Origin of the sequence: Methylomonas koyamae (assembly GCF_001644025.1) — a bacterium.
Classification (GTDB): Bacteria; Pseudomonadota; Gammaproteobacteria; order Methylococcales; family Methylomonadaceae; genus Methylomonas; species Methylomonas koyamae_A.
Genome location: NZ_LUUK01000155.1, coordinates 49,708 through 72,496, shown reverse-complemented (window position 1 = coordinate 72,496; position 22,789 = coordinate 49,708). Strand labels below are relative to the sequence as shown.

The 22,789-nt window shown below is 56.2% G+C and carries 26 protein-coding genes; 12 read left to right on the top strand and 14 right to left on the bottom strand.

Going from position 1 to position 22,789, the window contains the following annotated elements:
- Positions 1 to 33 precede the first annotated feature (33 nt).
- A complete protein-coding gene (locus tag A1355_RS10840) occupies positions 34 to 600 on the top strand; it encodes a thioredoxin family protein (protein WP_064027884.1) in 567 nt (188 codons plus the stop codon).
- 33 nt (positions 601 to 633) lie between these two features.
- Here A1355_RS10840 and A1355_RS10835 read toward each other — a convergent pair whose 3' ends face one another.
- Complete coding sequence (locus A1355_RS10835; protein WP_064027882.1) at positions 634 to 2,214, bottom strand: PAS domain-containing methyl-accepting chemotaxis protein; 1,581 nt, start codon at positions 2,212 to 2,214, stop codon at positions 634 to 636.
- A gap of 446 nt (positions 2,215 to 2,660) precedes the next feature.
- Between A1355_RS10835 and A1355_RS10825 the strand changes: the two genes are divergently transcribed.
- From A1355_RS10825 to A1355_RS10810, 4 genes are all read left to right on the top strand, one after another.
- On the top strand, positions 2,661 to 3,059 hold the full coding sequence (locus tag A1355_RS10825) for a Dabb family protein (protein ID WP_082885488.1): 399 nt from the start codon (positions 2,661 to 2,663) through the stop codon (positions 3,057 to 3,059).
- A gap of 295 nt (positions 3,060 to 3,354) precedes the next feature.
- Entirely contained in the window at positions 3,355 to 4,644 is a 1,290-nt protein-coding gene (waaA, locus tag A1355_RS10820) for a lipid IV(A) 3-deoxy-D-manno-octulosonic acid transferase (protein WP_064027878.1), read from the top strand.
- Between the two features lie 36 nt (positions 4,645 to 4,680).
- Entirely contained in the window at positions 4,681 to 5,892 is a 1,212-nt protein-coding gene (locus A1355_RS10815) for an argininosuccinate synthase (RefSeq protein WP_064027876.1), read from the top strand.
- A 116-nt stretch (positions 5,893 to 6,008) separates the two neighbouring features.
- Positions 6,009 to 6,638 (top strand): hypothetical protein, encoded by a 630-nt coding sequence (locus tag A1355_RS10810; protein WP_064027874.1) that lies wholly within the window; start codon positions 6,009 to 6,011, stop codon positions 6,636 to 6,638.
- Positions 6,639 to 6,733: 95 nt separating this feature from the next.
- Here the strand turns inward: A1355_RS10810 and A1355_RS10805 are convergent, their stop codons facing one another.
- Both A1355_RS10805 and cysG read right to left on the bottom strand, forming a co-directional pair.
- Entirely contained in the window at positions 6,734 to 7,069 is a 336-nt protein-coding gene (locus A1355_RS10805; RefSeq protein ID WP_064027872.1) for a c-type cytochrome, read from the bottom strand.
- 187 nt (positions 7,070 to 7,256) lie between these two features.
- Positions 7,257 to 8,648 carry a siroheme synthase CysG gene (cysG, locus tag A1355_RS10800; RefSeq protein ID WP_064027870.1) on the bottom strand — a complete coding sequence of 464 codons (1,392 nt, stop codon included), beginning with the start codon at positions 8,646 to 8,648 and terminating at the stop codon, positions 7,257 to 7,259.
- A 73-nt stretch (positions 8,649 to 8,721) separates the two neighbouring features.
- On the opposite strand from cysG, the gene A1355_RS10795 reads away from it, so the two are divergent.
- Complete coding sequence (locus tag A1355_RS10795; RefSeq protein WP_064027868.1) at positions 8,722 to 8,952, top strand: sulfurtransferase TusA family protein; 231 nt, start codon at positions 8,722 to 8,724, stop codon at positions 8,950 to 8,952.
- 38 nt (positions 8,953 to 8,990) lie between these two features.
- Here the strand turns inward: A1355_RS10795 and A1355_RS10790 are convergent, their stop codons facing one another.
- On the bottom strand, positions 8,991 to 9,644 hold the full coding sequence (locus A1355_RS10790) for an HAD family hydrolase (protein WP_064027866.1): 654 nt from the start codon (positions 9,642 to 9,644) through the stop codon (positions 8,991 to 8,993).
- Positions 9,645 to 9,796: 152 nt separating this feature from the next.
- Between A1355_RS10790 and A1355_RS10785 the strand changes: the two genes are divergently transcribed.
- Positions 9,797 to 10,324 carry an RNA pyrophosphohydrolase gene (locus A1355_RS10785; protein ID WP_064027864.1) on the top strand — a complete coding sequence of 176 codons (528 nt, stop codon included), beginning with the start codon at positions 9,797 to 9,799 and terminating at the stop codon, positions 10,322 to 10,324.
- Here A1355_RS10785 and A1355_RS10780 read toward each other — a convergent pair.
- The 4 genes from A1355_RS10780 to A1355_RS10765 all read right to left on the bottom strand — a co-directional run bounded on the left by A1355_RS10780 (position 10,321) and on the right by A1355_RS10765 (position 13,854).
- Positions 10,321 to 11,106, bottom strand: coding sequence for a metallophosphoesterase (locus A1355_RS10780; RefSeq protein WP_064027862.1), 786 nt, complete (start codon positions 11,104 to 11,106; stop codon positions 10,321 to 10,323). The genes A1355_RS10785 and A1355_RS10780 overlap by 4 nt on opposite strands.
- On the bottom strand, positions 11,107 to 11,559 hold the full coding sequence (locus A1355_RS10775) for a GDP-mannose mannosyl hydrolase (protein WP_064027860.1): 453 nt from the start codon (positions 11,557 to 11,559) through the stop codon (positions 11,107 to 11,109).
- 37 nt (positions 11,560 to 11,596) lie between these two features.
- A complete protein-coding gene (gene argA / locus A1355_RS10770; protein ID WP_064027858.1) occupies positions 11,597 to 12,913 on the bottom strand; it encodes an amino-acid N-acetyltransferase in 1,317 nt (438 codons plus the stop codon).
- 113 nt (positions 12,914 to 13,026) lie between these two features.
- On the bottom strand, positions 13,027 to 13,854 hold the full coding sequence (locus tag A1355_RS10765) for a helix-turn-helix domain-containing protein (protein WP_064027913.1): 828 nt from the start codon (positions 13,852 to 13,854) through the stop codon (positions 13,027 to 13,029).
- A gap of 361 nt (positions 13,855 to 14,215) precedes the next feature.
- Here A1355_RS10765 and A1355_RS10760 point away from each other — a divergent pair, with 361 nt between their 5' ends.
- The 5 genes from A1355_RS10760 to A1355_RS26605 all read left to right on the top strand — a co-directional run bounded on the left by A1355_RS10760 (position 14,216) and on the right by A1355_RS26605 (position 18,406).
- Complete coding sequence (locus A1355_RS10760) at positions 14,216 to 15,181, top strand: PQQ-dependent catabolism-associated beta-propeller protein (RefSeq protein WP_064027856.1); 966 nt, start codon at positions 14,216 to 14,218, stop codon at positions 15,179 to 15,181.
- Positions 15,178 to 15,921 (top strand): ABC transporter ATP-binding protein, encoded by a 744-nt coding sequence (locus A1355_RS10755; protein ID WP_064027854.1) that lies wholly within the window; start codon positions 15,178 to 15,180, stop codon positions 15,919 to 15,921. Before A1355_RS10760 ends, A1355_RS10755 begins: the two co-directional genes overlap by 4 nt.
- Positions 15,918 to 16,724 carry an ABC transporter permease gene (locus A1355_RS10750; protein WP_064027852.1) on the top strand — a complete coding sequence of 269 codons (807 nt, stop codon included), beginning with the start codon at positions 15,918 to 15,920 and terminating at the stop codon, positions 16,722 to 16,724. The genes A1355_RS10755 and A1355_RS10750 overlap by 4 nt, the downstream gene beginning before the upstream one ends.
- 60 nt (positions 16,725 to 16,784) lie before the next feature.
- Positions 16,785 to 17,840 carry a hypothetical protein gene (locus A1355_RS10745; RefSeq protein WP_064027850.1) on the top strand — a complete coding sequence of 352 codons (1,056 nt, stop codon included), beginning with the start codon at positions 16,785 to 16,787 and terminating at the stop codon, positions 17,838 to 17,840.
- A gap of 356 nt (positions 17,841 to 18,196) precedes the next feature.
- Positions 18,197 to 18,406, top strand: coding sequence for an addiction module protein (locus tag A1355_RS26605; protein ID WP_082885487.1), 210 nt, complete (start codon positions 18,197 to 18,199; stop codon positions 18,404 to 18,406).
- Between the two features lie 206 nt (positions 18,407 to 18,612).
- Here A1355_RS26605 and A1355_RS10740 read toward each other — a convergent pair whose 3' ends face one another.
- From A1355_RS10740 to A1355_RS10715, 6 genes are all read right to left on the bottom strand, one after another.
- Positions 18,613 to 19,035, bottom strand: a complete 423-nt coding sequence (locus A1355_RS10740; RefSeq protein ID WP_064027848.1) for a hydrogenase — start codon at positions 19,033 to 19,035, stop codon at positions 18,613 to 18,615.
- Positions 19,032 to 19,328 carry a HypC/HybG/HupF family hydrogenase formation chaperone gene (locus A1355_RS10735; RefSeq protein WP_064027846.1) on the bottom strand — a complete coding sequence of 99 codons (297 nt, stop codon included), beginning with the start codon at positions 19,326 to 19,328 and terminating at the stop codon, positions 19,032 to 19,034. Before A1355_RS10735 ends, A1355_RS10740 begins: the two co-directional genes overlap by 4 nt.
- Positions 19,319 to 20,011 carry a HyaD/HybD family hydrogenase maturation endopeptidase gene (locus A1355_RS10730; RefSeq protein WP_064027844.1) on the bottom strand — a complete coding sequence of 231 codons (693 nt, stop codon included), beginning with the start codon at positions 20,009 to 20,011 and terminating at the stop codon, positions 19,319 to 19,321. Before A1355_RS10730 ends, A1355_RS10735 begins: the two co-directional genes overlap by 10 nt.
- Positions 20,012 to 20,013: 2 nt before the next feature.
- Positions 20,014 to 20,709: a Ni/Fe-hydrogenase, b-type cytochrome subunit gene (gene cybH, locus A1355_RS10725; protein ID WP_064027842.1), complete on the bottom strand. Its 696-nt coding sequence runs from the start codon at positions 20,707 to 20,709 to the stop codon at positions 20,014 to 20,016.
- The gene (locus A1355_RS10720) at positions 20,706 to 20,921 is read right to left on the bottom strand and encodes a hypothetical protein (protein WP_064027840.1); all 216 of its coding nucleotides are present in this window, start codon (positions 20,919 to 20,921) and stop codon (positions 20,706 to 20,708) included. Before A1355_RS10720 ends, cybH begins: the two co-directional genes overlap by 4 nt.
- A gap of 70 nt (positions 20,922 to 20,991) precedes the next feature.
- The gene (locus tag A1355_RS10715; RefSeq protein WP_064027838.1) at positions 20,992 to 22,788 is read right to left on the bottom strand and encodes a nickel-dependent hydrogenase large subunit; all 1,797 of its coding nucleotides are present in this window, start codon (positions 22,786 to 22,788) and stop codon (positions 20,992 to 20,994) included.
- Position 22,789: the final 1 nt, after the last annotated feature.

Here is a 22,789-nt window from a genome sequence, read left to right as displayed (position 1 = left end):
ATGTCTCGGATTTTGTAACCGAGAGGAGATGCGATGGCCGCCACCCAATCCACGATGATGCCGCTGGGCACGATAGCGCCCGATTTCGAATTGCCGGATACCGTGACCGGCAAGACGTATCGCTTGCAAGACCTGCGCGGTAATCAAGGCACGTTGATTCTGTTTATCTGCAATCATTGCCCCTACGTGCTGCACGTCAAAGCCCAATTGATCGCGATTGCCGGCGACTACGCGAGCCGGGGCGTCGCGACGCTGGCGATCAGCGCCAACGACGTTGTCGCCTATCCGGACGATGCGCCCGACAAGATGCGCGAGCTGATGGCGGCCTGGGGCTACCCGTTCGCGGCCTATTTGTACGACGAGACCCAGCAAGTCGCCAAGGCGTATCAAGCGGCTTGCACGCCGGACATTTATCTGTTCGACGCCGATTTGGCCTGCGTTTATCGCGGCCGGCTGGACGCGGCGACGCCGAAAAATGGCGAGCCGGTGACCGGCGCGGATTTGCGGGCCGCGCTGGACGCGATGTTGAATGGCCTTCCGGTCGAGGCCCGGCAAATTCCCAGTGTCGGCTGCAACATCAAATGGAAGCAGGACCACTGAACGCGAGATTTTCATCCGGCAAGCGCGGCTGGCTTAGTGTTGCTGGTCGTCGAATTGTTCGACCATCAAATCCAGTTCGCGGCTGGATTCCGAAACGCTACCGGCCGCTTCGCTGGCTTGAGTCGCATGTTCGCTGGTTTGCCGGGACAAATTGCCGATGGCTTCGACGGTTCGAGCGATGCCCTCGGAGACCACGTGCTGTTGCTCGGCCGCGCTGGCGATCTGCACGATCATTTCGTTGATGTAGCCGACCGATTGCAGCGTTTCGTGGAGCAGGCTAGTGGAGTTCTTGCCATGCTCGGAGCCGGCGGCCGCCATTTCCCGAACCCTGGCCATTTCGGCGACGGCGTTTTCGGTGCCGCCGCGCAGATCGTTGATCATTCGATGAATTTGTTCGGTCGATTTTTGAGTGCGGCCGGCCAAGGTGCGTACTTCGTCGGCGACCACCGCGAAACCGCGGCCCTGATCGCCGGCTCGGGCGGCTTCGATCGCGGCGTTCAGCGCCAACAAATTGGTTTGTTCGGCGATGCCTTGAATCACGTCCAGCACGCCGCCGATATTCTGGCTATGGGTCGAGAGCACCTGAATCACCGCTTCGGCTTGATTGACCGCGCCGGCCAGACTTTCCATCATGCCTATCGTGTCGTTGACCCGCGCAACCGAAGCCTGGGATTTTTGGCTGACATTGTTGGCGGCATCGGCGGCATTGGCGGCGCTACGGGCTACTTCGCTAACCGTGGCACTCATTTGATGGATCGCCGAGGCAATTTGTTCGATTTCCCGCAGTTGCTGGTCCATCGCGGAGCTGACTTGCCTAACCGCGCGATGGGTGGAGTCGGCCTTGCCGGCCAAGGGTTCCGTGGCTTGAATCAAACGGCGGATGATGGTTCGGGATTTGGCTTTCAGCAATTTGATCGCTAACAGCAGTTGACCGATTTCGCCATCGTCGGCGGTGTAGATGCGTTGGGTTAGCGGGTTGTCGATGACTTTGCGCGCTTCGGCGGCGGCGGCGCTCAACGGTTGCAAAAGCAAAGCGGCGGCGGCGTAGCCGACGGCCAGCGCGGATGCCGCCAGACCGGCCGCGACGCCGGGGCTAACCAGGCCGTTAAGGTACAGGATGCCGGCTAGCGCGGTCTGGGGCAGGCCGTAGCTCATCGTCAGCTTCGCTGTCAGAGTGAGTCGGCCGAGGCCCACCGAGTCCGCCTTGCCGGCGTTCATGTTTTCGTAGATTTCCCTGGCGCGGGCTACGGTCGATGGATCGGGTTTAACACGCACCGATTCGTAGCCGATGATTTTACCTTGGTCGAAACGCGGCGTCACGAAGGCGTCCACCCAGTAGTGGTCGCCGTTTTTACAGCGATTCTTGACGATGCCCATCCACGGCTTACCGCTTTTGATGGTTTGCCATAAATCGGCGAACGCCGCCGGCGGCATGTCCGGGTGGCGGACGATGTTGTGGCTTTCTCCGAGTAGTTCGCTTTCGCTAAAACCGCTGATTTTAATAAAATCGTGATTGATGTAACCGATTCGTCCGGCGGTGTCGGTGGCCGAGGTGATGGTGAGTTGGGTGCTGTACTCGATCTCTCGTTGGGTAATCGGAAGATTTTTTTTCATCGTTATCCCTGATCGTTATTTTTTATGGTGGAAGCGGCGAACAAGCGGTGCTTATGCCGCGAGTTAGTATAACCCTCGTTCGAGACTTGTCGCCGGAGGTGCCGGAAAAATTCTCGGGCGCCGATACAGCGGAAAACTCGCGCAAACTGGATGCGTCGGCGCTCCGCGTCACGTTTGAGCGGGCCGTTGGCGAGGCCGGGGCGGCATGGCTTGACGCTACGGTGTTCGGCCCGCTACCATCGTCGGGTAGATCCAGACGACCGTACCGATTTCGTTGCGACGGGGATTTCAAGTCAATGCAGTAGCGCGCTATGCGTTGCGGCAGAGGCCTTACGTCGCCGTCCGCGCGCTTGCCCGATATTTTTCGGCGATTGTTAAAACAACGGTGTTCAAGACCGCAGGTTATGACAAACCTTGGGCGGATCGCCCCGAACTTTGAGAAATCGATGACTAGAGTGTATTGCTTATTGCCGCTGGTGCTCGGTGCTTGTCACGTGTTGACGCCGGACCCAATTGCCCCGAGCGGCGGTTCGGTTCATCACGTCGCGCTGGTGTGGTTGAAGCAGGCGGGCGATCCGGCGGCGCGCCGTCAATATATCGAGCTGAGCCGGCCGTTGGCGAATCTCCCCGGCGTATTGAGTTATCGGCTCGGAACGCCACTGGAAGTTCGCCGCGAGCGGGCCAGTACAGCGCTGGATAAGGGGTACGACGTGGCGGTTTCGGCGACTTTCGCCGATCCCAATGCATTGGAAGCCTTCTTGAAAAACCCTGACTACCAGAGTGTCGCGCAACAGCAATTGCGCCCCCTGGTCGACAAATACAAGGTGTACGAGTTTGCCGAATGACGCTGGCTGACGAGTTAACCCTCGCTTTGCCGTTCACGCCGATTCGGCGACGGCTTGCGTCCCACGTGTTCGGCGCAAGCCCGCGCAACTTTTCGGCGAACCGGACCGCACCTCGCCGCAAAAGTCGGGAAACGAGTGGTTTACCTGACGATCATGAAACCGCTGCATCGCCCCGGCAAATGAAAGTCAGTGGCGTGGGAGCGGCTTTAGCCGCGATTGGCCGCGTTCCGACATCGGATTGTGTGACTGCTCCGGTGACTTTCGTGGCAACCCTTAGCCAACCCCAGTCCTAAATATGCGTCGCATCTATACGTGTTTATTCGGTTTATTGTTGCCAGTGATTTTGCTGCGACTGTATTGGCGGGGAATCAAGGCGCCGGCCTATCGCTTGCGCTGGCGGGAACGCTTGGGAATTTATTGTGGGCCGGTCCGTGGCGGCGGAATCTGGTTTCATGCCGTCTCGGTCGGCGAGGCCGAAGCGGCGTTTCCGCTGATCCAGTGTTTGCTGACCAAGTTCCCTCAATTGCCGGTCTTGGTAACGACGACGACGCCGACCGGCTCCGCTAGAGTGATCGCGGTATTAGGCGATCGCGTCGAGCACGTGTATTTGCCCTACGACTTACCCTGGGTCGTCGCGCGGTTCTTCCAGCGGTTCCGGCCGAGTCTGGCGGTATTCATGGAGAAGGAGCTGTGGCCCAATCTGTTTGCCGAGTGCCGTGCTCGCGAGGTGCCGCTGTTTCTCGTCAATGCCCGTTTGTCGGCAAGATCGTCGCGCGCCTATCTGAAAATTCCCAGCCTGATCTGGCCGGCCCTGGCCTGTATCGACACGATCGCGGTGCAAACCGCCGAGGATGGCGAACGCTTCGTCGAAATCGGAGCCCGATCCAGCCAAGTTCGGGTGGTCGGCAACGTGAAATTCGACGTCACCGTCGATCCCAACACCCTGGCGGCGGGTAACGCCTTGAAAGCGTCGGCATTCGCCGGACGTTGGGTATGGATAGCCGCCAGCACGCATGCCGGCGAGGAAGATATGCTGTTGGCGCAGTATCGGCGCCTGAAAGCTGCGATGCCGGCGCTACTGTTAATGATCGTGCCGCGCCATCCGGAGCGCTTCGGCGTGGTCCAAAAACTGTGCGAAACTCAAGGCCTGAAAGTCTTGATGCGCAGTTCCGGACTGGCGTGCGGGACGGACACCGACGTTTACATTGGCGACAGCATGGGCGAATTGAAATTATTGTATGCGGCCGCCGATGCGGCGTTCGTCGGCGGCAGTCTAGTCGAGGTTGGCGGTCATAACGTGTTGGAGCCCGCCGCGATCGGCACGCCGGTAGTGTTCGGCCCTTGGATGTTCAATTTTCAGGAAATCGCCGACCGAATGTTGGCGGTAGGCGCCGCACGCCAATGCGCCGAGGCCGAGGCGCTTGGAGCTGCGGTGTTGGCCTTATATCGCGACACGGCTTCCGGTCGCGCGATGGCCGAGCGGGCTCGAGACTTTGTGCAAGCCAATCAGGGGGCGACCGAACGGCTGGTCGAGTTGTTGGCCGCCGGGCTGGCCGAATCGGCGGCTGGCCGATTTTTGGTATAATCCGGCCATTTTTCAATGGGTACAGGTAAGAACGCAATGTCGGAAGTTAAAAAAGTGGTATTGGCCTATTCGGGCGGCTTGGATACCTCGGTCATCCTGAGATGGTTGCAAGACGTTTATCAATGCGAGGTCGTCACGTTCACCGCCGACATCGGCCAAGGCGAGGAGTTGGAGCCGGCGCGGGCGAAAGCGCAAGCGGCCGGCATTAAGGAAATCTACATCGACGATTTGCGCGAGGAATTCGCGCGCGACTTCGTGTTTCCAATGTTCCGCGCCAACACGATTTACGAGGGCGAGTATTTGCTCGGCACCTCGATTGCCCGGCCGCTGATTGCCAAGCGTTTGATCGAAATCGCCAACGAAACCGGCGCGGATACGATTTCTCACGGCGCGACCGGCAAGGGCAACGATCAAGTTCGTTTCGAGTTGGGTGCCTACGCGCTACGCCCGGACATTAAAATCATCGCGCCGTGGCGGGAATGGGATTTGAATTCCCGTCAAAAACTGTTGGCCTATGCCGAGAGTCACGGTATTTCGGTTGAAATGAAAAAAGGTAAAACCTCGCCTTACTCGATGGATGCCAACTCGCTGCATATTTCCTATGAAGGCCGCATTTTGGAAAATCCGTGGACCGAGCCGGAAGAAGATATGTGGCGTTGGACCGTGTCGCCTGAAAATGCTCCAGACCAAGCGACCTATATCGAGCTGACCTATAAACAGGGCGATATCGTCGCCATTGACGACGTTCCGCACACCCCGCATCAGGTGATGGAAAAGTTGAATCAAATCGGCGGCGCTAATGGTATCGGCCGCTTGGACATCGTCGAGAACCGTTACGTCGGCATGAAGTCGCGCGGCTGTTACGAGACCCCGGCCGGCACCGTGATGTTAAAAGCTCACCGGGCGATCGAATCGCTGACCTTGGACCGAGAAGTGGCGCATTTAAAGGATGAACTGATGCCGCGTTATGCGTCGTTGATTTACAACGGCTATTGGTGGAGTCCCGAGCGGGCGATGCTGCAAACGATGATCGACGCCTCGCAAGTCCGCGTCAACGGCAAGGTGCGCGTGAAGCTGTATAAGGGCAATGTCATCGTGGTCGGCCGTGCGTCGGACACCGACAGTCTGTTCGACGAAAACATTGCCACCTTCGAAGAAGACGGCGGCGCTTACAACCAAAAAGATGCCGAAGGCTTTATCAAATTGAATGCGTTGCGGATGCGAATCGCGGCGAAAAAGGCGCGTTGAGTGCAACCGGTTAAATGCGGGACATTTTTGGCGAAGCTTGTATAATGCCGGGATAGGCTGACGGCGAAGTTTGCCAGGTCGGTACTAAGCTTCCCGATTAGCACACTAGAACAATAATGAGCGATATGCCTGAGATTAATCCGGATGATGCCAATACCGACAAGCACGCTATTGTCTACTTGCCTGGTGCTCACCGGGATCAGGCGCTAATCAAGGCAAACCGCTTTCTGTTAATGCTGGTGACGGCGTTGACGGCAGCGGTTTTTTTATTGGGTTTGGTTTTGTTGCCTAGACAAAATCTGCTGAACGAGATTCAGAAAAACCAGGCCGTTTCGATGGCCTATGCCACCCAAAACCCGGCGTTATCGGCCGAAATCAGCGCGTTGAAAGGCCAACTTTTCGGCTTGGTCAGTGGTTCGATCGAGAGCAAACTGCGCTCGTTGGAAGACAACATCAAGCGCGGGAGCGTCGCCGATTCCTTGGATACGATACGCGATCTGAAGGGTGACGTAAAAATTCTGGCCTCGTATTCCGGCTCGGGCGACGCGGCTTCGGCCAAGCCCGGCGAAGCGCTTGTCGTCAATCAGGTATTGGTTCAAGAGCTGGAAGACATCAAGGATTTGATCTATCTAACCTTCGTATCCTGTGGCTTGATGATCGCGGCGGTGGCTGGTGTCTGGCTGCGCGGCCGTCGGCGTTTGCCGTCGTATCGGCAGAGTGCTCGTCATTATTTGAGTCGGGACTGAACGCGCGCCTAAAACAGACTAGGTAATAAACTCGGCACACAAAAAAGCCGCCTTCCTAACGGAGAGGCGGCTTTTTTTCGCCTTGGAGCTTGAACTTATTTGCTCAGATAGGCGTAGATCGCGTCGATGGCTTGATCTTCGGTGTAACCTGCTTTTTTGACTGGACCAACTTCCATAATCGCCGCAGTTGCTTTGGGCATGCCGTTTTTGCCTTCTTTTACCACTTTCGTGAATTGATCTTTAGGCAGTTTGCCGGCTTTGATCAGTTCTTTCAGTTGTGGGTTGGATGAGATGTCGTGGCAAGCGCCGCAACCACGGCCAAAAGCGCGCTCGTAGATTTTTGCACCGATTTCTTCTTGTTCGTTAGCCGCTACTTGACCGCTCAGAGCGATTAATGCCGCACCTACGGTAAAAACGAATGATTTTTTCATTGTGTTCTCTCGTTGTGATTAAAAAAAGAACTGCATTGGCAATACAGCTCCTGGGAAATCAAGCCGGTAAAGGATAGGGAGTTTCGCCGGAAAATTCAATCAATTTTCACCGCGAAAGCCGCTCCGAGTCGGCTTGCGCGGCGATTCTTCCAACGAAAACTTAATTTCCGCTGAATTCGGGATTTTTTCACGCATCCCGCGTCGCTGCGGGGTGGAACCATTGCAATTTTTCCCGCAATGTGACGACGCTGCCGACGATAATCAGCGTCGGAGCTTTGAATTCGGCGGCTTCTACTCGCGCGGGCATATTGCTCAACGTGCCGGTCAATACCCGTTGATGACGGGTGGTGCCTTGTTGGACGATGGCGATCGGATGATCCGGCGGGCAGCCGTGTTCTATCAGCGAACGGCAAATCACATCCAAGCCGACCAAACCCATGTAGATGACGATGGTTTGATTTGGTGTGGCAAGCTGGCGCCAGTTCAGATTGATGTTACCGTCCTTAAGGTGGCCGGTGACGAAGGTGCACGACTGGGCGTGATCGCGGTGGGTCAGCGGAATGCCGGCATAACTGGCACAGCCAGCGGCGGCGGTGATGCCCGGAACTACTTGGAACTGGATGCCTTGCTGCATCAGCGTTTCGATTTCCTCGCCGCCGCGCCCGAAGATAAACGGATCGCCGCCTTTCAAGCGGGCCACCCGCTTGCCTTGTAACGCCAGTTGCGCGAGCAAGGCGTTGATGTCTTCCTGTGGCAAACTGTGATTGTTACGCTGTTTGCCGACATAGATTTTGTCGGCGTCGCGGCGGGCCATTTCCAGAATCTCGGCCGAGACCAGTCGGTCGTAAACGACCACGTCGGCCTGTTGCATCAACCGCAGAGCGCGGAAGGTCAATAAGTCCGGGTCGCCGGGGCCGGCGCCGATCAAATAGACTTCGCCGCGCGGAGACTGGGTAGAATCGGCGGCCAAGCTTTCGTTGAGGCGGGATTCGGCTTCGTCGATCCGGTCGGCAAACACTAATTCGGCGATGGGGCCTTGCAAGACACTTTCCCAAAACATCCGACGGCGGTTGGTGTCCGGCAAATGTTGTTTGACCGTTTGTCGAAAACGTTCGGCGAAGGTCGCCAGCCGGCCGTAGGCAGCGGGAATGGCGGTTTCGACCTTGGCGCGAAGCAAGCGCGCCAACACCGGCGAAACGCCGCCGGACGAGATCGCTATCGTTAGCGGCGAGCGGTCGACGATGGCCGGGAAAATGAAGCTGCACAAATCCGGATTGTCGACCACGTTGACCGGAATTCCGCGTGCGTTGGCTGCCTTGGCGACCACTTCGTTGGTGGCGCGGTCGTTGGTTGCCGAAATCACCAGACGCGCACCGTCCACGTCGGCGGCGGCAAAGGGTTTGTGGTGTAATTCGAGGTCGCCGATGCCAATGACATCCGCGCTAATTTCGACGGCAACCACCGTGATTCGAGCACCAGCCTTGCGCAGCAGCTCGATTTTTCGGGCCGCGACGCCGCCTGCGCCGACCACCAGACAAGGTTGATTCTTCAGGTTTAAAAACAGCGGGAAGTACTCCATGGCTCGATTTTCGCGGTGTGGTGTGGGATATTATGGTAATTATTAATTAAACGGCGAGCGAGTCGCGTGAGTTATGATTAAATTTGATCTGGAAGTCGATGCCAGCGGATTACAATGTCCGTTACCGCTGTTGAGGCTCAAGAAAGCGATTATGGAAATCGACAGTGGCGCGGTCGTCAAGGTGATTGCCACCGATCCGGCTGCTCATCTGGATTTCGGTGTCTATATCGATCAAGCCGGGCATATCCCGCTGAAAATCATCAGGGAAGTTGATAAACAGGTGTTCTTTATACAGAAAAAATAAGAGCGATTCAATATTAACTTGTCGGTGGCGTGCGGCGCCTATCGCAAGCTGATGACGGGCCAATGGGCTTGCTCGGCGGCCAGGCGCAATTTTGGGTCTGGGTCGACGGCCACCGGCCGCTCCACCAGATTCAACAGCGGCAAATCGTTGTGTGAGTCGCTGTAAAAGTGGCTGCCGAGCATGGATTCGCCCGATTCGGCCAGCCACTGTTGTAGTAGCGTGACCTTGCCTTGTTGAAAACACGGCGTACCGTTAAAGCGGCCGGTATAGCGGCCGTCCTTCATTTCCGGCGTCGTCGCCAGCAGGTTGTCGATGCCGTAGAGCTTGACGATAGGTTCGGTCACGAAACGGTTGGTCGCGGTAATCACCAGCAAGGTATCGCCTGCGGCGCGGTGCCGTTCCACCAGCTCGTGGGCGGCATCCAACATAATCGGCTTGATCAGCGTTTCGACGAATTCTTCCCGCCAGCGGTAGAGCTGGGCCGGTTCGTGGCAGGCCAGCGGCGCCAGCGAGAAATGCAAAAACTCGACGATGTCCAGCGTGCCGTGCTTGTAGTCTTCGTAGAATTTCTGGTTGGCTTGTTCGTAGTGGTCCTTGTCGACGATGCCGGCGTCCACCAAAAATTGTCCCCACAAGAAATCGCTGTCGTCGGCGATCAGCGTGTTGTCCAGATCGAATATCGCTAAGCTCACGGCCTTCCCGTCTTGATAAAGAAAAAAACGGCCGCCGGTAGCGTCGGCTGCCTATTTATGGAACAATTGCGTCATTAATTCATGATCGCCGGTTGCCGATTTTAGCATTTCACCATCGGTAACCGGGCGGCAAATCATACAGGTTTTTTGACATGATAGACTCGAAAGGATACCGGCCGAATGTCGGGATTATCCTTTGCAATGACGAGGGTCGCGTGTTCTGGGCTAAGCGCAAGGGAGCCAATTCCTGGCAGTTTCCGCAAGGAGGCATCGACGGCAACGAAGATCCGGAAACCGCGATGTATCGGGAGTTGTGGGAGGAAACCGGCTTGCGCGCCGAACATGTGCATTTGTTGGGGCGAACCCGCTACTGGTTGCGTTACAGGCTGCCGGATCGCTATGTCCGCAAAAACTCGACACCCTTGTGCATAGGACAAAAGCAGATTTGGTTCATCCTGAAGTTGATGAGCGACGAGTCCTTGGTGCGTTTCGATTGCGGCCACAAGCAAGAATTCGACAACTGGAAATGGGTCGAGTACTGGTATCCAATGAAGGACGTCGTGTATTTCAAGCGTCGCGTCTATCGGCGGGCCTTGGACGAGTTGGGCGCGTTGCTGGTGGCCAACGATGTCGGCATCAATGCCGAAGGCTATTTATCCGGCCGTTTGCTGGCAGGCTAATAATCGGCCTGCAATTCCAGTCCCGGTTGCTCGATGTCCAGCCGATGGCAATCTGACGAAAATTCGCCGTTGTCGCTCAGCTCGAACATCCGATAACCCGGCGGCAGCGGGTCCAGTTCCAACTTATCGGCGCCCGGTTTGAATTGAAAACAAGTCGCCGGCATCCCCAACCATCTCACCCCCGCGCGATCCGCTTCGAATAGCTGGTGTACGTGACCGCAGGTCACCGCCTTGATTTGCCGGAAACGGGCGGTCAATTCGATCAACGCGTCGCCGTTCTCGATTTTCATTCGGTCCATCCATGGACTGCCGCAGGGCAATGTGTGGTGGTGGACCGCCAATAACGCCGGTTCCGGGTTCGCCGCCAACAGCGCGGCCGCTTCGGCCAGTTCCGGCTCCGTCAGCAAGCCGGCCGGACTGCCGGGTTTTCGACTATTCAGCGCGATGATCTGCCAGCCCGGCAAGGCTATCCTCCTCCCGCAATCGACACTGCCGCCCGCCAGCCATAGCCGCATCAAATCCGGGTCGTCATGGTTGCCGGGCAAGCACAGGCAAGGCGTGTCGCTGGCGGCCAGGATGCCGGCCAGCCGTTGGTAGCTGTCGGGGCAGGGGTCTTGGGTCAGATCGCCGGTCAGCAGGATCAAGTCGAACGGTCCGTGCGCGGTCATCGCCCGCTTCAAGGTTTCCCGGAAATAAAATTCGGTATCGACGCCCAACATTGTCCCGCCGGCCGCGGCGCGCAGATGCAGGTCGGTCAGTTGCAGGACTTTGGCGGTGCTCATTTAGCGCAAGTAAGGGAAATAGGCGAGGCTGTTGGCGTGAACCCGGCTCAAGTCGTCGTGTTCGCCCAGCCAGCGGTAGCCCGAGTGTTGCGCGCTGGGCAACTGGTCCAGCGATAGCGGTAGCCTTAATTGGTAGGCTAATACCACGTAATGCGTACCGATGCCGGGGGTCTTGGCGAAGTTGGTGTCGTACAGATGCGTGAAGCCGCCGAGCAATTGACCTTGCTCAATCTCCAGCTCGATACCGAGTTCGGCCCGCGTAATCCGTCGGAAGGCCTGTTCCAAGGTTTCGTTTTTGAAAATTCGGCCGCCGGGCACGAACCAATAGCCGGCCGCCGGTTCGTTGAGGCGTTCGCCCATCAAGATCGCGTTCGTTTCCGAACGAATCACCAAATCGATCGACACCAGCGGTGTCAGATCGACGACATTCAAGAACGCTTGTTTGTCCAGCATGCGGTTTCCCTAAATCTCAATCCGGATAAAGCCCCGATTATACGATGTCCTTGACCAGCAACTTGGAATTGCGCCGGTAGTTGTAGCCGTCGCGCATCGCGTCCGGCAGATCGCCGAGTTCGCACGGGCTAAAACCGCGTTCGACGAACCAATGCACGGTTTGGGTGCTGCGCACGAACAAGCGCTTGACCGCTTCGGTCTTGGCCTTGGCGGACAAATACTCCAGCAAGCTGTTGCCGCGTGCGCCGCGCCGGTAGTCCGGATGTACCGCCAGACAGGCGATTTCGGCGCTGTTGCCGTCGTCCATTGCGTGGAAGGCGGTACAACCGATGATCAGGCCGTCGCGCTCGATGACGATGTAATCGCCGATCCGCATTTCCAGTTTCTCCCGCGAACGCTTGACCAGCACGCCCTCGGCCTCCAACGGTTTGATCAATTCCATGATGCCGGCGATGTCGTCCAGCGCCGCCGGCCGGATGGTTTCGAAAGCGGTCGAACTGACCAGCGTACCGACGCCGTCGCGGGTAAACAACTCCAGCAACAAGGCACCGTCCACGTGGCGGTTGATCAAATGCGCCCGTTGCACGCCTTGCCGGCAGCTTTGCACCGCCGCGCGTAGCGAGCGGGCCAACGTGGCAGGGAAATCCGGATGGGTTTCCAATAATTCCTCGGCCTGAGTCGTCGTCAGTTGCGGCAGCGGTCGCTGTTCGTCCGGCGATAAGCAGTCTTGTTCGGTCAACAGAATCAATTTATCGGCTTGCAAGGCGATGGCGACCTCGGTGGCGACTTCCTCGGCCGCCAAATTGAACACCTCGCCGCTCGGCGAATAACCGATCGGCGAAATCAGCACGACATTGTGTTGATCGAGCTGCTGGTGAATCGCCTCGTTGTCGATGCGCCGCACCTTGCCGGTATAGCAATAATCGATGCCGTCCAGCACGCCCAGCGGCCGGGCGGTGACGAAATTGCCCGACGCGACCCGAATCTTGGCGCCGGCCATCGGCGAACCGGACACACCCATCGACAGCAAGGCTTCGATTTCGACCCGCACCAGACCGGCGGCTTGCTTGACGTATTGCAAGGTAGTCGCGTCGGTGATGCGCAGATGGTGATGAAACTTCGGCGTATCGCCGCGTTCGGCCAGCCGCTCGTCGATCTGCTGGCGGATGCCATGCACCAACACCAGCCGCACGCCCAAGCTGCGCAGCAACGCAAAATCGTGGATCAGATTGTCGAATTCCGGTTCGCCGACCGCGTTGCCGCCGAAGAAAATCACGAAGGTGCGGCGCCGGTGGGCGTGAATGTAGGGCGACGATTGGCGGAACCAGGAAACGAAAGCGGGCGGTTGTGGCATGGCTGGATCTTAGAACGTATTTGGTCGGATAGTGTAACTCGGCCGGCGCGGAAATGGCGCACGCGACGGTCCTAGCTTTGTGGGAGCGGCTTTAGCCGCGATTCGACACAGTGTCAGCGCTGACTTTTCCAGCGTCCGGCAACGTATTCCAAGGCTTCCTGTATGTTAAGGTCGCGGGTGGCGCCGCCGGTGCGGACGAACAATTTCGGCGTACCGGCTTGGGTTAAAAACACCGGGCGGCTGGCCGGCGAGACGATGACCCGGCACACGTCGCGGTCGGCCAGTTTATGAAACAGCACATGGATCAACGGACACAGGTCTGCGCCCAGGTTGGTCGAGACCGCCGTCATCAGGGTTTGCTCAAATCCGTCTTGATCCGGCTTTTTCAAGGTCTGGAAGTCCTCGGCCAAACCGAGAATCTCGCCATTGTCGGCCACGCCGATCAGCAAGGTACCGCCGACCGCGCTGTTGAAGAAACCCGCCAGGGTTTTCAGAATCACGCCTTCCAACGCTTTATTGACCCGCTGTTCCTGCAAGTCCCAGCGCAGCGACGACTTAAACTCCAGCAACGGCCCTTCGCCCTGGCGGATGATGGTCGGCAAGTCTTTCTCCAACTCGGCTTTCAGCGCGTCCAGGTCCACCAGCCGTCTATGCAGCATTTGATAAAAGCCCAACGATAACAGACCCAGGATCGCGCCGATTTCGGCGTAGAACAGAATCAGATTGTTTTGATTGATCTGGCCGGTCATTACTTCGCCGAATTGGCCCAGCACGAATTCGATCGACGACAGCGGATCGGCGTTGCGCTCGCGCGAACTGATGTAATCGTAACTGGGCGCCAACAAAAAGATGCCCATGCCCGCGCCGATCCAGCCGGCCAGGAAATAGATTTTCAGTTTTTGTTTCCAGATATACAGAAGTTGGAGCAGGAAGCGTTTCACGGGAGCGTCGGGACAGTGGCTGATGCCGGCAGGCGCCGGTCGGTTAGGATAAAGCGGCGGCGAGCGGCGGCTTGCGAATATTGTACTTGCTAGCGTCGTCGGCTCGCCGGTTTTTTGTGCCCGCCGCCCGGTCAACCGAAATCGCTAAGCCGGAACAGCCGTGGGTCGCGTCATCAAGTTGTCCACCGTTGACTCGCTTACATGCCAAGGCGCTTTGTTGTTCTCGGGATGTAATCCCGACGGCTTCGGGTTAAACTTCCCAGCCGCGAGGTGGCTGGCCGGCGTTGGTTCGACGTTGCGCGCCCGATGCCCAATACCGCCACTGAGCCCGATTCTTCAAGCTCATTTCAAGGAATTACCGATGCCATCGATTAAATTCGCCGGCGCGGCATTTGCCGTGCTGTTCGTCGCCAACGTCCAGGCGGAAACCGTGTTCGTCACGCTGGAAAAGGACAATGCCATCGCCGTCGTCGATCCGGCCGAAGGCAAATTGTTGAAAACCGTCAAGGTCGGCCAACGGCCGCGGGGCATCGCGATCAGCCACGACGCCAAGACCTTGTTCGTCGCTACCAGCGACGACAACACGATCCGGATGCTGGACAGCACTACCTTGAAGGAAATCGGCAAATTGCCGTCCGGCGAAGACCCGGAAACCTTCGCGCTGAGTCCGGACGATAAGCTGATGTATGTGTCCAACGAGGACGACGCCGAAGTCACCGTCATCGACATCGCCAGCAAGAAGGCGGTAGCCAAGATCAAGGTCGGCGTCGAGCCGGAGGGTATCGCGGTCAGTCCGAACAACCAATGGACGATCAGCGCCTCGGAAACCACCAACATGCTGCACTGGATCGATACCGCCAACCGGCAAATCCAGGACAACACCTTGGTGGATGCCAGGCCGCGCGCGGTAACGTTCACCGACGACAGCCAGCAACTGTGGGCGACCTCGGAAATGGCCGGCACGCTGACCATCATCGATACCGCGACCAAGCAGATTGCCCAGAACATTAAATTGGAGGTGCCGGGCTTGAGTAGCGATTTGGTGCAACCGGTCGGCATCGCCATCGACAAGCAGCGCCGCTACGGCTATGTGGCGATGGGGCCGGCCAACCGGGTCGCGGTCATCGATGCTCAAAATTACAAAGTGGAGAAATATCTGCTGGTCGGTCAGCGGGTTTGGAATCTGGCCTTCTCGCCGGATCAAAAGCGCTTGTACACCACCAACGGCGTCAGCAACGACATCTCGATCATCGATTTGGAAAACCATAAGGTGACTAAGTCGATCGCGGTCGGCCGTTATCCCTGGGGTGTGGCGGTCAAGCCATGAGCGCCGCGCTGCAAATCGACGGCCTGAGCTTTGCCTACGGCGCCAAGAAGGCGCTGGATAATGTGGCGTTTCAGGTTGAGCCGGGCGAATGCACGATTTTGCTCGGACCCAACGGCGCCGGTAAAAGCACGCTGTTCGCGTTGATCACTCGGCTTTACGACGCCAGGGAGGGACGTATCGCGCTGTGCGGTTTCGACGTCAAGCAGCAAAGCCTGCAAGCCTTGGCCAAACTGGGCGTGGTGTTTCAACAGACCACGCTGGACCCGGATTTATCGGTGACCCAAAACCTGCGCTACCACGCCGCGCTGCACGGCATCGGTAAAAAGCAGGCCGACAAACGGATCCAGGAAGAGCTGGAGCGTTTGGCTATGTATGAACGGCGCGGCGAAAAGGTTAGGCAACTGAACGGCGGCCACAAGCGCCGGGTCGAGATCGCCCGAGCCTTGTTGCACAAACCCAGCTTGCTGTTGCTGGACGAACCGACCGTCGGTCTGGACGTGCCCAGCCGGCAGGCCATCGTCAAACATGTGCACGACTTGGTCAAACAGCAAAATCTGGCGGTGTTGTGGGCGACGCACTTGATCGACGAAATCGATGCCGACGACAGCTTGGTGGTCTTGCACAAAGGCCAGATCAAGGCCAATGGCAGGCTTGCCGAGATATTGAAAAACACCGGCTGGGCCGATCCCGGTCAGGTGTTTCAGAAGCTTACCCAATCCGATAAAGGAGGGACGGCATGAGAATAGTGCATTACTGGCGGGCCACCGCCGGCATCGTCGGCCGCGAACTGCTGCGTTTTCTGCATCAGCGCGAGCGTTTCGTCTCGGCGCTGGTACGACCCTTGGTGTGGCTGTTCGTGTTCGCCGCCGGCTTCCGCGCCGCGTTGGGCATCGCGATCAGTCCGCCTTACGAAACCTATATTTTGTATGAGGTCTACATTACCCCCGGCCTGCTGGGCATGATCTTGCTGTTCAACGGCATGCAAAGCTCGCTGTCGATGGTCTACGACCGCGAGATGGGCAGTATGCGCATGTTGATGGTCTGCCCGCTGCCGCGCTGGTTCTTGCTGTGCAGCAAATTGATCGCCGGCACCGCGGTCGGCGTGTTGCAGTGCTATGCCTTCCTCGGCATCGCCTGGCTGTACGACATTCAGGCGCCGCTGCCGGGCTATTTGTGGATACTGCCGGCGCTGGTGTTGGGCGGCATGATGCTGGGCGCGTTGGGCTTGCTGCTGTCGTCGTTCATCAAGCAACTGGAAAACTTCGCCGGGGTGATGAATTTCGTGATTTTCCCGCTGTTCTTCATGTCCACCGCGTTGTATCCGTTGTGGAAGATCAAGGAATCCAGTCCGTTACTGGCGACCCTGGCCGAGTACAACCCGTTCTCGCAAGCCGTCGAACTGATCCGCTTCGCGCTGTATGAGCAGTTCAACCAATTAGCGCTGGTCTTTACCACCGCCGCGTTTTTGTTGTTTATCGGTGCAGCGATCTTGGGCTATAACCCGAGTAAGGGGATGATGGTTAGGAAGGGTGGCGGAGAATGAGCTTTCATCGTTTTCGACACGAAGAATGTAGTTTTTCGTAAATAACAATAAAGTATATTGATGCCCGATAAAAGTCTTGATAGATCAAAAAAAACCGCCACAACAATTGCTGAGCTTTTAGCGAAAGAAGGGCTGAGTTCGGTTATTCCGTTCGGTGGCTTGCTTTATGACGCAAGTAAAGCGCTAATATTGCATACCCGAAATTATATTTCTGATCGGACTAATGATCGGATGGAAGATTTTTGTGAGCACTTAATCAGTGGTCGAGCAAGTGATGAAGAGTTAAAAGTTTTTTTGGAAAAGAAGTTTGATATGGATGACTACTATGCCGTCTTGTCGTCTTGTATGCAAGATATAGAGAATGAGAAGGTATTAATATATTCGGAGTTAATGAAGGGGTTAATCGAAGGTGACTTCAGTCCGGAAATCAGAAGGTATTTTATCAAGTCATGTAAGGAGTTGACTTTTGCGGAATTAAGTTTTTTAAGAGAGATTTATATTAATAGCGAATATGTCATGATGCCTCATTCAGGTTGCGTAACTGGTACAGCTCATCAAGTGAAGCAGATTCTCACGACAAATGATCCGTTTCGTCGGATTACCATTGAAAGATTGATTTCGTTGGGATTCGTTAATAATCAGCTTAATGAAATGACTCCGTTAGGTAAAAAGTTTGGATTGGTTTTATTTCCAAGTGAATCTTTAACGCCAGAATCGATAAATAGGAAAAGATTTTCAGGGCATCATGTTTTGATCGCGAGTTATCAATTGTCCGATCAAAACCACGTTAGTTTAGCTATGCAGCTCCAGGATCGTTTTATACAGAAAAATATTCAACCACAGATAGCAGTGTTGAAGTATGGTGTTTTTCCGTTTAGTGCGGCTGTAGTATTAATGGATGGTAAACTGATTGAGCGTGAATACTTAGAGTCCCTTAGGAGATGCTCTAACTTAATACCGATAGTTCGTTTGAATTTAAATTCAACGGCTAGTAATTATTTGGAAGGGGTCAGGTTTTTGTCCGAATTGTGTTTGGAAGAGGATCCCGATGAGGCCATAAATAAAACAGTTGAAATTATATCTGGGTTGTTAATAACAACTAAATGTGATAATTGAATAAAATTTAGATATAGTATTGCCTGACAATAACGGGCGTACTAGAGATCGACAATCTCATATTAACAGGCTATTGAAATTTAAAAATCTACTCCACTTTTGTACCCAAAAACTCATTTTCCGCAAAATAAAGTTTTGTAAGTCATTGATTTTTAGTTGCAGCCAAATAGCATTTAGGGAACCTCTGATTAATTCGCAACCTAGAATTATATAACTAATTAAATCAACGGCTTATGTTTTTAAATGTTTTGAAAAACTGAATTAATCAGAGGTTCCTTAGCGACAAATTGGAGAATTTTGGAAGACTTTTTCCACTGAGTTTCTTTTTTCAACAACCTATTAGGGACTAAGTTCGTATAAACAACATTTCCATTTCCGATATTCTCGAACTACCGATCCAGGAACGTATTCAACTCGTGGAACTGATTTGGGACAGTATCGCGGCGGTTCCGGAGGCCCTGACGGCTTCACCGGCGGTAAAGGGATGGTGGTTAGGAAAGTGGCCGGAACTAGTGATCGGTAACAGGCACGAGAGTCGGATAGGAGCCGGTTTACCGGCAAGCTAACGATCTCGTCCGCGAGGTCCGTGCCTTATTTTGATTCGGACAATCTTCACCGAGCGCATTCCGGTTTGCAACGACGCATCAGGCGTATCACGATGGCTTGCCAATCCTCAAGTTGGTCGCCTTGATCCCGGCTGGGATTTCACTTTAAATTCCGGATATCCTGTTCAAACAAAGGATGCGATTTCCAACCCCGGCGCTATCGAGAACTAAGCGTGTCCGACACCGCAAACCGTCCCAAAATCAAACTGCGGCGGTTGCCCCGCTTCACTCGTCAAAATCCTGGAAAATTCCTGCCCGTATTCCGCCCAATCCTTAATCCCGGTAATGACGCCCAAATATTCGCCACCGCGCAAAAATACCAGGGAAGGCCAACTGGTAAACCGAAATCTGGCTTGCAATTCGCGCTCGATGGATTTGTCGATCAGCGCGCCGTGCAAACGATCGGCAAAGGCTTTTAACAGTTCCGGCAAAATCACTGCCACGTCATGACTTTCCGGAAACATCAGCGGATCGTTGGCAAAGAACAACACAACCGTGTCATGACCGTGTACGAATAAGTCGTAACTCTCCGCATCCAACAGCGGCAGGCCGTGGCGGGTTTGCAGCTGTTCCAGCAAGGGCGTACTCATGTTCGTAAAAACTCCGGCAGTTCGGGTTCGCGGTCGACCAGGTCGGCGAATAAATGGTCGAAATCGGTTTGGCCGGCCATCGCCAGCCGCATCGCTTCCAGCGCGTCGTTGATTTGCGCGGCGCGCTCGGCACTGAGCACTTCGCGGGCGGTGTCCAGAAACACCAGCAGCCAAGTGCCGGCCGCTTGTTCGCCGACCAGCATCATATCGATTTGACTATGCTGACCGCGATAAGCGCAGATCGCCGTCTCGCCGCGCGATTCGACGATCTGCATCGGAATGCCTATACACATCCGTATTTCCCCCGATAGTCGACATCGACTTGTAAACTCGGTTGCTCGGACGCTTGCGGCGGCCGCACTTCGAAGGCATTCGACAACACGACGCGTTCGTCGCCGAGTCGGCAGGCTTGTTCGGGTGCCGGGCGCTCTTGTTCGTAGCGCTGGATGTCGAGGATGGGGTCGGCCAAATCCCTGGGCGCGTCGACGCGATCGGCGACCACGCCGAACTCGGCCAGGTAGGCAAGGGCAATGTCGATCACCGGCTGGATTCGCGCCTTCACACTCGGCCGCAAACTGCCGCCGTAGTCTTCCAGCTCTTCCGGCTGCACGCCGATCAGCAGCAGACGTTCCGGATAGTCGCCCAACATCTGGGCCATGGCTAATACTTCTTGAAAGCCGGTCTGGTGTAGGCTCATTTTCTTGGCGCCGAGAAAGTTGGGGACGTCCGCGTCCTCGACAATTTTCAAGGTCGCAGGCGGCAGGCCGTAGTCGACCGCGTCGAACACCACCAGCACGTCGGCGTTTTGCACGTGGTCCACCAAATACACGCCCTGAGTGCCGCCGTCCAGCACCGTGACCTGCTCGGAGAATCGATAGTATTTCTGCAGATGTTCGACGACGCGAACGCCGAAACCTTCGTCGGCCCACAGTAGGTTGCCGATGCCCAGCAACAGAATTCGCGGCGTAGAGGTCATGCTCAATGGGCGTCGTCGATGGGTTTGTCGTCCTTGAAAACGCGCCAGCCGGTGACTATCGTCGAAAGCATGCTTTGGCCGGACAATTTTTCCTCGCGTACCGCCACGTATACGTGAATGACCACGAAACAAACGATGAGCCACATCACCAAATGATGCCAGGTATGCACGGTCTGACTGTCGCCGAACAAGGGCAGCAGCCAACTGCTGAACAGCGCGTATTGCCAACTGCCTTGACCTTCGCCTTCGCCGTACAACGCGAATCCGGTGACGATCATGAACAAGGCGCCCCAAACGAAGGCAAAATGCATCGCCAGGATAGCCAGCGGATTGTGACCAACATAATGGCGCGGCTGCTTTTCCAGAAAGCAATACCAACGGATTTCACACCACACGCCGTCCCAAAAATGCGCTTTCAGCAGCGGCGGCAGAAAGATTTGCCGAGCATGCTCGTTGCCGGCATAGGCCCAGTAAGCCCGGCCGGCAATGCCTATCGCCAGCACGTAGCCGGCGGCGAAATGCGCGAAACGGATATAGCCCATCAGAAAATGCTCGGACGCTTCGCCGGATGGCGATGCCAGCGGCGAGGCGATGAGATATCCGCTAATCGCCAACACCACGATGGCCAAGGCATTCACTGAATGCCACAGGCGAACCGGCAATTCGTAAACGTAAACCGGAGCCGTCGGCGTGCTCATTTCGAGCTCCGACGGCTGTTGGTCCAGCGTTTGACGGCCGCGATCGCGACCAAGCTCAACGAGCCAGCGGCCGCCAAATAGGGCAGCCAGTGTTGATAGGACAGAATTAAGTGTTCGAGGCTGTGGCTCAGGTTGTCGATGCCGGGATGGCTGTGAGCTTCGGCCTGGCTGAAAGTCAATAATAAGGCGGCGGAGGCCAAAAATTTGTTCATTGTGTTCTCCTGAACTGCGGCATTTGATGACGGCGGATGACGCTGCGCTGATCCGCCCTACATTGTTTAATCAACGCACCTTCACTTGGGTTAGTTCCTGTCCATCCGGACTCATCACATGAGTCGAACAAGCCAAGCAAGGATCGAAGCTGTGCAGCGTCCGCAAGATCTCGACCGGCTCTTCCGGGCGCTCGACCTTGGTGTTCATCAACGAAGCCTCGAAGGCGCCGATATTGCCGTGCTCGTCGCGCGGCGAACCGTTCCAGGTGGTCGGCACCACGCATTGGTAGTTGGCGATCTTGGTGTCTTCGATTTTCAGCCAATGGCCCAGCGCGCCGCGCGGGGCTTCGGTGAAACCCACGCCCTTGACGCTGCTTGGCCAGGTGTCCGGATCCCAGCGCTCGACGTTGGCGGTCGCCAAATCGCCAGCCTTGACGTTGGCGATCAGTTTGTCCATGAAGTAACGCATCTTGCCGGCCGCCCACTGGGCTTCCAGGCCGCGCGCGGCGGTGCGGCCCAGCGTCGAGAACAACGCGCTGACCGGCACGTCCAGCGTTTTCAATACGAAATTGATTTGTTCGGTGATTTCCTTATTGCCCTGGGCGTAGCCGATCACGTAGCGGGCCAGCGGGCCGACTTCCATCGCGTGGCCGCGCCAGCGCGGCGCTTTGATCCACGAGTATTTGGCCGATTCGTCCAATTCTTTAATATGGGTGCGATCGCCCTTGGTATTCGAGCCGAGCTTGTAATTGGGATCGGTGATGCCGTCCCAGGGGTGCAGGCCGGCGGCTTCGTCCGGGTATTTGTACCAGGAGTGTGGTACGAACTCCTGAATCTGTTTCGGGTCGGTCAGATCGACTTCGTGGACCTTGCTCAGATCGCCGTTGATGATCGCGCCGCGCGGCATCAGCAGATTAGCCGCCGAATAGTCGTTGGCTTTATCCGGGATATCGCCGTAGGACAGTAGGCTTTGGCCGGAAATGCCGCCACCGTACAACCAGCCTTTGTAAAACTGGGCGATCGCCAGTAAATCCGGGATGTAGATTTGGTCGATGAAGGTGATGGTACGGTCGATGATCGACGAAATCAGGTTCAAACGTTCCATGTTGACCGCACCGACCGCGCCGACGCCGTCGATATTGATCGCGCACGGTACGCCGCCGACCAGCCAGTTCGGATGCGGGTCCTTGCCGCCGAATATCGTGCGGATTTTCATGATGTCTTTTTGAAAATCCAGCGCTTCCAGATAATGGGTGACCGCCAACAAATCGGCTTCCGGCGGCAGCAAATAGGCCGGATTGCTCCAGTAACCGTTTTTGAACGGACCGAGCTGGCCGGATTCGACGAATTTTTTCAGACGGTTTTGGGTGTCACGGAAATAGCCGGGCGAGGACTTGGGATTGCTCGGCGAAATTTGTTGTTGCAACGCGGACGTCGCGACCGGATCGGCTTTCAGCGCGTTGACCGGGTTGACCCAATCCAGCGCGTGCAAATGATAGAAATGCACCAAGTGGTCGTGCGCCTGCAAACTCAGTTGCATGATGTTGCGGATTGAGTTGGCGTTTTCCGGAATCTTGATTTTCAACGCGTCCTCGACCGCGCGCACCGAGGTCAAGGCGTGGGTGCCGGTGCAGACGCCGCAGATGCGTTGCACGAAGGCCCAGGCGTCGCGCGGATCGCGGCCTTTTAAAATCACTTCCAGGCCGCGCCACATCGTGCCGCTGGACACCGCGTTGCGAATAATGTTTTCCTCGTCGATATTGACTTCGCAACGCATGTGGCCTTCGATCCGTGTGACTGGATCGACCACCACGCGGCGGCCGGCGTCGTTCAGATGAAAACCGTTGGGGGTAGCAGTGACGGTCATG